The organism is Phenylobacterium sp. (genome assembly GCF_024508875.1).
GTDB lineage: Bacteria > Pseudomonadota > Alphaproteobacteria > Caulobacterales > Caulobacteraceae > Phenylobacterium.
Genome location: NZ_JANINU010000087.1, coordinates 1 through 8506, shown reverse-complemented (window position 1 = coordinate 8506; position 8506 = coordinate 1). Strand labels below are relative to the sequence as shown.

10 protein-coding genes are annotated in these 8506 nt (G+C 67.6%); 5 read left to right on the top strand and 5 right to left on the bottom strand.

Going from position 1 to position 8506, the window contains the following annotated elements; all coding sequences use genetic code 11:
- A partial coding sequence (locus Q0L11_RS08065; protein ID WP_296596550.1) for a ketosteroid isomerase occupies positions 1–269 on the top strand: 269 nt, incomplete at its 5' end.
- On the opposite strand, the gene Q0L11_RS08060 is transcribed toward Q0L11_RS08065, so the two are convergent.
- Positions 270–782, bottom strand: coding sequence for a nuclear transport factor 2 family protein (locus tag Q0L11_RS08060; protein WP_296596549.1), 513 nt, complete (start codon positions 780–782; stop codon positions 270–272).
- Position 783: 1 nt separating this feature from the next.
- Positions 784–1200 carry a nuclear transport factor 2 family protein gene (locus tag Q0L11_RS08055; protein WP_296596548.1) on the bottom strand — a complete coding sequence of 139 codons (417 nt, stop codon included), beginning with the start codon at positions 1198–1200 and terminating at the stop codon, positions 784–786.
- Positions 1201–1623: 423 nt separating this feature from the next.
- Here Q0L11_RS08055 and Q0L11_RS08050 point away from each other — a divergent pair, with 423 nt between their 5' ends.
- The 3 genes from Q0L11_RS08050 to Q0L11_RS08040 are packed head-to-tail and all read left to right on the top strand — an operon-like array spanning position 1624 to position 4906.
- Positions 1624–3903 (top strand): TonB-dependent receptor, encoded by a 2280-nt coding sequence (locus Q0L11_RS08050; protein WP_296596547.1) that lies wholly within the window; start codon positions 1624–1626, stop codon positions 3901–3903.
- A 59-nt stretch (positions 3904–3962) separates the two neighbouring features.
- Positions 3963–4391 (top strand): nuclear transport factor 2 family protein, encoded by a 429-nt coding sequence (locus Q0L11_RS08045; protein ID WP_296596546.1) that lies wholly within the window; start codon positions 3963–3965, stop codon positions 4389–4391.
- The gene (locus Q0L11_RS08040) at positions 4388–4906 is read left to right on the top strand and encodes a nuclear transport factor 2 family protein (protein ID WP_296596545.1); all 519 of its coding nucleotides are present in this window, start codon (positions 4388–4390) and stop codon (positions 4904–4906) included. The genes Q0L11_RS08045 and Q0L11_RS08040 overlap by 4 nt, the downstream gene beginning before the upstream one ends.
- Positions 4907–4908: 2 nt before the next feature.
- Here the strand turns inward: Q0L11_RS08040 and Q0L11_RS08035 are convergent, their stop codons facing one another.
- From Q0L11_RS08035 to Q0L11_RS08025, 3 genes are read right to left on the bottom strand one after another with little or no spacing between them, the layout of a single operon-like run.
- The gene (locus Q0L11_RS08035; protein WP_296596544.1) at positions 4909–5865 is read right to left on the bottom strand and encodes a helix-turn-helix domain-containing protein; all 957 of its coding nucleotides are present in this window, start codon (positions 5863–5865) and stop codon (positions 4909–4911) included.
- Positions 5866–5925: 60 nt separating this feature from the next.
- On the bottom strand, positions 5926–6849 hold the full coding sequence (locus Q0L11_RS08030; protein WP_296596543.1) for a nitronate monooxygenase: 924 nt from the start codon (positions 6847–6849) through the stop codon (positions 5926–5928).
- Positions 6850–6866: 17 nt separating this feature from the next.
- Positions 6867–7676: a DUF1295 domain-containing protein gene (locus Q0L11_RS08025; RefSeq protein ID WP_296596542.1), complete on the bottom strand. Its 810-nt coding sequence runs from the start codon at positions 7674–7676 to the stop codon at positions 6867–6869.
- Positions 7677–7809: 133 nt separating this feature from the next.
- Here Q0L11_RS08025 and Q0L11_RS08020 point away from each other — a divergent pair.
- Positions 7810–8506: SDR family oxidoreductase (locus Q0L11_RS08020; RefSeq protein WP_296596540.1), on the top strand; the 697-nt coding region annotated here is incomplete at its 3' end.

Sequence of the window (8506 nt, the reverse complement as noted above, 5' to 3'; positions counted from 1 at the left end):
ACGGGATCGAGCAGACCGTCGACCAGAACATGAAGGTGCTGGACTGGTTCATCCGGGCTCTGCCCGACCGGAACTATCGCGTCCTGCGCCGCGAGGCGCTGCCGGACGGCTTCATGCAGCAGCACGTGCTGGAAGCGACGCTGCCCGACGGGAAGAAGTGGGCAATGGACGCCTGCGTGGTGGTGAAGATGGAGAACGGGGTCATCACCCGCCTCGACGAGTACATCGACTCCGCCCGGTCCGCCGAGCTGCGCGCCTTCGGCCGCTAGCTACTCGTAGAGCGGATCGTTCGGCTTCTTCCCGCCGTGGAGGAGGATGGCGGGATCGCCGATCCCACCCCTCGCCCAGGTCTCCGCGATCGGCTGCTCGCGGTTCCACTCCCAGCGCAGCTTGCGGCCCGCGATCCGCCAAACGCCGCCCCGGCGCTCGAACCGGTCGATGGCTCGCGCCAGCGTGAGGGTCTCGAACGGTGGCTCGGCGGCCGGGTAGCGGGCGAACGACAGGTAGTAGCACTCGCTTAGCGCGCTATCGGGCCCGGTCAGTTCGATCAGGACGTTGGTGACCGTATGCGTCATCAGACGGTCGCTGTGTAGCGCCGGCTTGATGGCCTCGATGTAGTCCGACGCAGGCCCCAGGAAGGCGCCGCCGTGATCCTCGACCGCGTCGTCGTGGTAGCAGCCGCGCAACAGGGCCTCGTCGCCCCGATCGACAGCGCGGCTGTAGCGGTGGAGCACCTCGGTGATCGCCTGCTTGTCGAGCAGCGCGCGCAGTTCGGTCTCCATCTCAGCGGGTCTTCGCGTCGAAATCTTCCACGAGGCCCATGGCCTTCAGCAGGTGGGCGCGATCGTAGTACTCGCGCCAGGTCTTGATCAGGTCGCCCTCGAATTCGAGGACGCCGACCACCGGGGCGGAGCCCGCCCGGCCTCGGATCGTGAACTCGTCCGTTCGCTCCATGAAGAGCACGCCATCGATGACGCCGATGTGGTGGAGCTGGAGCGTGATCTGCTCCAGGCCGTCGGCGAGTCCCGCGACGCGCTTGTAGACCGCCTCGCGGCCAACCACCGGCTCCACCATCATCGAATGGAGCACGCCGTCGGGCGTGAACATGTCGGCGACCTTGCGCCAGTCCATGGCGCGCCAGGCCTCGGCCATCTCCCGGCCACGCGCGATCTTCCCCTCGTCGCTCAGCGTCGCGCCCATGGGCTTGCCTCCCTCGTTTCGTGTTGCACGCATTTAACTTGCATAACCGTACGAACTGCTGGCAAGTCCCTTTCTGCAAGTTTCTTGGGAAGGGCCGGAGCAAGGCCGCAGACGCGGTCTGGCATCTTGCCCGCAACAGGTGACTTGCTTGACGAGACGCAAGCTGCACTCTTATGCTCGGGAGTGTAGCAACGACAAAAAAGCAATAAGTGTCGGGAGGATGTGAGCAGGCAAAGCTGATGTCGTGACGCCTGTGCGCGGGCTGCAAGCCCACGAAGACTTGATGGCGTTATGCAAGCTTTCCGTTTCGGCTCGCGAGCCGAGGCGACGCCGGCCCCGCCTCCCCGTTTCAGACGTGCTTCCGCGCCGCGGACAAACACAAGGGGCCGAACGGCTTGAGCCGGGCCCAGGGGGAGACAACAAGTGAGACTTCAGCACACCGCTTCCGTGATCGCCCTCATGACCGGCATGGGCTTCGCCGCGCCGGCCCTCGCCGCCGACGCGGATACGTCAGGGACCCAGCTCGAGGAGCTGATCGTCACCGCCCAGAAGCGGGAGGAGAACGTCCAGACGGCGCCGCTGGCCATCACGGCCGTTACGGGCGCCACGCTCGCCAAGGACCGCGTCCTGACGCTGCAGGACCTCGCCAACACGATGACCGGCATCTCGTTCACCGCGAACTCGCCGCAGTCGTTCGAGATCAACATCCGCGGCGTCGTGAACACCCGTCTGAGCTCGCCCACAGCCGACCAGTCGGTCTCGACCTTCATGGACGACGTCTACGTCAGCCGCGCGGGTAACCTGAACTCCGCGTTCTACGACATCTCACGCGTCGAGGTGGTGCGTGGCCCTCAAGGCGTGCTGCTGGGCAAGAACGTCGCCGGCGGCGCCGTGAACATCGTCAGCAACGCCCCCAGCTTCGACAGCTCGGGCAAGGTGACGGTGACGCTGGGCAACTACGACCTGCGCCAGACGAACGGCTATGTGACGGGCAAGATCGCCGACGGCCTCGCCGCCCGCCTGTCATTCCAGACCATCAACCACGACGGCTACTACAAGGACATCCTGCACAACGTCGACTTGGAGAACCTGGATTCGACCCAGGCCCGGGCGCAGCTCCTGTACCAGCCGGAAGGCGGCGACCTGCGCGCCCAACTGATCGTCGACTACGCCAAGGACAGCAACGATGGCATCCATCGCGTCGGCCTGAAGAGCAAGACGCTGCCCGCCAGCTTCACGCCGTGGTCGGGCACCCGCGCCCTGATCGCCGCGCTTCGGCCGGGCGGCCTGGACCGTGACGAGAGCCTGCCGATCTGGCCGCTGTTCAAGGGTGACAAGGCCCCGACGCCCCAGGGCGCCCGCCACGAGACCTACAGCATCATCGCCAAGGTCGATAAGGACCTCACCGAGAACATCCGGTTCTCCAGCGTCACCGGCTATCGCCACAACCACTCGTTCACGCTGTACGACCAGACGGGGCTGGGCCCGGCGAACGGCTACAACGTGGCGGCGCCCCTGCTCTTCGCCGAGCCGGTGAACTTCATCGAGGGGATGAACCAGGTCTCGCAGGAAGTCCGCTTGGCCTCGACCAACACCGAGAGCCGCTTCGACTGGATCGTCGGCGCCTACTACCAGAAGTCCAACGTGCACCAGTACAACCGCTACTGGGGTGAATCGACGGTGCTGCCGACGCTGTCGGGCGAAAGCCACTGGGACGATCACGGCCACAACCGCGACCTGGCGGCCTTCGCGCAGGTGGGCTTCAAGATCACCGAAGACCTCAAGCTCGAGGTCGGCGCCCGCTACACCAAGGACAAGAAGTACGGCTTCCAGCGGGGCATCATCGTCGCCACCGGCGACCGGCTGAACCCGAACGACACCGCCCCGCTGACCCCGCTCACCGCCAACTTCGCCACGGCCTACGGAGACTCGTGGAAGGAGCTGACGCCGCAGGCCACCCTGCGCTGGACGCCCAACGACGCCAACATGGCGTACGTGACGGTGTCCAAGGGCTTCAAGGGCGGCGGCTTCCAGAACAGCGCGTCCAACGCCTTCGCGGCGCAGACGCCGTACGATCCGGAGACGGTCACCAACTACGAGGCCGGCTACAAGACCGAGCTGCTCGACCGCCGGGTCCGGTGGAACACCGCGGTGTTCTACATGAAGTACAAGGACCTGCAGGTGCAGCAGACGCTGGCCTCCTGCCTCTGCAATGTCATCAGCAATGCGCCGGGCGCGACCATCAAGGGTCTGGAAACCGACCTGCAGGTGGCGCCGACGCCCTGGCTGCGCGCCTGGGCCAGCGGCAGCTACGTCCACGCCGAGTACGACCGCTTCGTCTTCGCCGGCGTGGACAACTCCGGCAACCGCATGCAGCGCACGCCGCGCTGGCAAGGCGCGGTCGGGGCCGAGGTGACCACCAGCGTCGGGTCGTGGGAAGACGCGCTCTCCGCGCGCCTCGCCTACCGCTACCAGGGCCGCATGCCGTGGGCGCCGGAGAACACCACCTGGGAAGACAGCTTCGGCGTGCTCGACGGCCGGGTCACGCTGACCCTGCCCGACAAGCCCTGGAGCATCTCGATCTACGGGAAGAACCTCGGGAACACGGTCTATCGGACCAACATCATCCCGTTCTTCCAGGAAGAGATGTCGTCGTTCGGCAATCCCCGCACGTACGGTGTCGAACTCTCCGCGTCCTTCTAGGCGCCTCCCCGGCCGGGCGGCGCGCGCCGCCGCCCGGCGTCTTCTTCGTAGAGCGTTCCATGGCCCCGCGTTTCCAGATCCTGCAGAAGGTGATCGCGGCCTGGCAGGCCAAGGACATCGAGCGGGTCCTCTCGTTCATGGCCGACGACATCGTCTGGCACTATGCGGTGGGCTCCATGCCCCCGGTGCGAGGCAAGGCCGCCGCCCGCAAGCTGCTGCAGCGCTTCCAGGGCGACATGCACGGCATCCATTGGCGAATCTTCGCGCACGCAGAAGCCGGCGACCGGCTCTTCGTCGAGGGCGTCGACGACTACACCACCCCCGAGGGCCGCCGCGTCGCCACGCCGTATGCCGGCGTCCTCGACTTCGACGGCGACCTGATCGTCGGCTGGCGCGACTACGTCGACCTGGGCGTCGCGGACGCTCAGAAGGCCGGCCAGCCCTTCAGCCGTCAGGTCCTCGAACTGCTCGACAGGCCCTCCGAATGATCACGCTCGACCGCCGCCTCGTCATCGCCGCCGCCGGCGCGCTCGCGGCCAGCCCCGCCCTCGCCAAGGAGCCCGCCATGCCGCGCCTCTATCCCGTCCTCGAAGCCATCATCGCCGCCTGGAAGCGGCAGGACGTCGAAGGCGTGCTGGCCCATGTCACCGACGACATCGTCTGGCGCAATTCCTCCGGCTACGCGCCCGCCATCCGGGGCAAGGCCGCCATGCGCGAGGCGCTCCAGAAGATGAAGGCGATGATCGCGCCGGGCAGCAACCGGTGGCGGATCTTCGACCACGCCGAGAATGAGACCCGCCTGTTCATGGAAGGCGTCGACGAGTTCGACCTCGCCACCGGCCAGCACGTCGCCATCCCCTATGCCGGCAGCCTGGAGTTCCGCGGCCAGTTGGTGAGCGAGTGGCGCGAGTATTTCGACGGGCGCATCAGCGCCGAGATGAAGGCCGGAGCCGCGATGACCGCCGAGGTCAGGGAGATGATCTCGCGGCCGGCCGCGAAATAGGTTCAGCCCTGCGGGGGCGTCACGTTGAACGCCGTCGCCTCCTGGTGGCACTGGTCGCAGGTGACTTTGCTCTCCAGCACATGGCCGCAGGGACGGTGATAGGTGATCAGGGGCGGCCCCTTGCCACCGTCCAGCCAACGGTCGCCCCAGCGGTTCAGCTCCGCGATCAGCGGGTAGAGGTCGCGCCCCTCGTCGGTCAGACGATACTCCCAGCGGTCGGGCCGCTGCTGGTAGAGCTCCTTGCGCAGCACGCCGATATCCACGAGGCGCGACAGCCGGTCCGCCAGGATGTTGGGCGCCACCCCTAGGGCGGCCTGGAAATCGTTGAACCGCCGCCGGCCGAGGAACGCCGACGCGATCACGTGGCTGGTCCAACGGTCGCCCAGCACCTGGAAGGCGCGGTCCAGCATCGGATTGCCCTGGTTCAGGCTGTCGGCCGGCACGATCGACCGCCGCTGGGCCCTTGGCGGCGGCGAAGGCTCGAACCCGGCGCCGGGCCCCTCCTCCACATAGACGTCGCGTGGGCTCACCAGCTCGCCGCAGCACTTGCAGCGGAACTCCGGCGTGAACGCCTTGCCGCAATCGTCGTGGATCAACCGATGGGCGGGGTTGTTCGGATCGTAGAACCAGCGCTTCTCCCAGCGGATGATCATCAGGGCCAGGCTGTAGAGGTCGAGGCCCATCTTTGTGAGATGGTACTCTTCCCGGACCGGTCGCTCCTGGTAGCGCACCTTCTCGAACACGCCGGCCTTCTGCAGCCGGCGCAGGCGGTCGATGAGCAGGCTGCGCGCCAGGCCGATGCGTCCCTGGAATTCGTCGAACCGGCGCACGCGCTGGAACGCCAGGTAGAGGATCATCAGCGTCCAGCGGTCGCCGAGGATGTTCAGGGCGCGAGTGGCCGAGTTGGCCTGGACAAGCTGGGTCGGCGACGGCGCTTCGGTAGGTGTTAGATCGGCCATGTCGCCTCGAACTACGCCCGCCGACCCTTCGAAAATGGCCGCGGCCTTGTCAAGCGCGCCTCAGGGCGCCGCGGAGGCCCGGGCGTAGTCTGCCGCCATTTCTTCGATGATCGCCGCCATCGGTTCGATCGCCTTCACCTGACCGGCGCCATGGCCCGCCGACCAGACGTCGCGCCAGCGCTTGGCCGCATCCTCCGGCCGGCCCAGGTTGATCTCGGCCTTGGCCTTCAGCCCCTCGGCGTCGTAGCCGGCCGCCAGCAGGCTGGCCTTCAGCCAGTTGGCGGGCATCCCCGTAAGCGCCGCGGACGTGACGATATCCTCCGCCGTCGCCTCCACCAGCATCTGCTTGTAGCCTGGAACCGCCATGCTTTCCTCGCAGGCGATAAGGCGGGTGCCGAGGTAGGCAAGGTCGGCCCCAAGGATCTGGGCCGCTCGGATGGCCCGGCCCGAGCCGATGCCGCCACCCAGCACCAGCGTTCCGTCGAACCACTCCCGCACCGCGGGCGCGAAGGCGAAGCCCGAGATCGGGCCCGTGTGGCCGCCGGCGCCAGAAGCCACCAGGATCAGGCCATCGACTCCGGTCGCCGCGGCCTTCTGGGCGAACGTTAGCGAGTTCACGTCGGCGAAGACGAGACCACCGTAGCCGCGGATCGCCTCGACCACGGCGGCCGGACTGCCCAGCGCCGTGATGACGATCGGCGGGCGGTGTTTCAGCACCAGGTCCAGCTCTTCTTCCCAGCGGGCGTACGAGCGGTGGACCATGATGTTCATCGCCCACGGCGGATCGTCCGCGCGAAGGGTCGAATTGAGCGTCGCCATCCACTGGTCCAGTTCATCCAGCGTGCGGGCGTTGTTGGCCGGGAACGATCCGATGATCCCGGCCTTGCAGGCGCCCAGGACCATGTCGACGCCGCTGACCAGGAACATGGGCGCGGCGATGGCCGGCAAGCGAAGGCGTTCGGCGATATGGGCGGGAAGCGACATCGAGGTCTCCGGCGGGCTCAGGCCGCTTCCGGCGGCTTCGGGGGCCAGGGAATGAAGGCGGAGGTCCGCCGGACGTAGTCTTCGTACGCGGGCTTGCGACGCTTCATCCGGCCCTCGACCGTGGGCATGCCGCTCCAACGGGTCAGGGTGTAGACGAGATAGATCGGTCCGACGACGGCGAAGAGCCCAAGGTGCGTCTCGGCGGCCACCAGCCAAAGGCCCCACCACACACAGGCGTCGCCGAAATAGTTCGGATGGCGGGTGTAGCGCCAGAGCCCCTTGTCCAGGACCTGTCCGGCGTTGGCCGGGTTCTTCTTGAAGCGCACGAGCTGCCAATCGGCGAGGCTTTCGAAGAGCAGGCCGAAGATCGCCAGCGCGGCGCCCGCGATCCCGACGCGGCCCAGGGCGGCGGGCTCGGCGTCCACCTGGCCCAGTTGCACCGGCAGACACACCAGCCAGAGCAGCGGCATCTGCAGCATGAACACCAGCCGGAAGGCGGCGTAGCCGTAGCCCCAGCCCCGCTCGGCCTTCGCCTTGTCCAGCATGCGCACGTAGCGGCCGTCGGGCCCATGGTCGCGCCACCGCCACAGCATGTAGCCGCCCAGCCGCACGGCCCAGGCGACGCAGATGGCCGTCAGCACCACGCGGCGCTGCGTTCCGCCGCCGGTCTGCAGGAAGGTGGAGATCGCCACCACGCCCATGCCGAGGCCCCAGAGGCTGTCCACCGGGGTGACGTCGCGCTGGGCCACGCAGATAGCCCAGGCCAGGACGAACAGGCCGAGGATCACGACGGCGTTCACCGCCAGCACGATGACGAAATCTGGCATGGAAGTCCCCCTGCCCGCCCTCGATTCCCCGGGGCGGTTTGACAGTCTCTCTATGCAAGTTAAGGTCCGCCGGCAACGTGCGGCAAGCAAAAAACCCAGCGCTGCGGTGGGATGAGGTCGAGGGAGAAGTCCAATGGGCGGCTACGGCGGGAAGGTCGCGCTGGTCACGGGCGCGGCGGGCGATATCGGGGCCGCCGCAGCGGCAGCCTTCGCCCGCGAAGACGCCGACGTCGTGATCACCGACCGGCGCGGGGACGCGCTCGAGGCGGTCGCGGGTGTCTTGCGCGAAGCGGGTCGCAACGTGCTGGCGCACGCCTGCGATCAAGCGGACCCCGGCGCGGTCGAAGGCCTGTTCGCGGCGATCGAGGAACGGTTCGGGCGACTGGACGCGGCTTTCCTGAACGCGGGCTACGGCCGCTACGGCGCATTGATCGACACGCCGTTCGACCAGTGGCGCAAGCACGTGGACGTCAACCTGAACGGCGGCTTCCTGATGGCTCAGGGCGCTGCCCGGGCGATGCGGGACGCCGGCCGCGGCGGGGCGATTCTGTTCACGGCCTCAACCGCCGCCACCCACATCTGCGACCTGCTGGGGGCCTATGCCGCGTCGAAGGCTGGCGTTCGGATGCTGGCCAAGTCGCTGGCGTCCGAATTGGGCGTCTGGCGGATCCGCGTGAACCTTGTGCTGCCGGGCGTGATCGAGACGGCCATGACAAAATCGTTGATCGACGATCCGGCTGTCCGAGCCGATGCCATCTCCAACACGCCCGTTGGCCGGCTGGGCAAGCCGGAGGACATCGCCAGGCTGGCCGTCTTCCTGTGCGGCGACG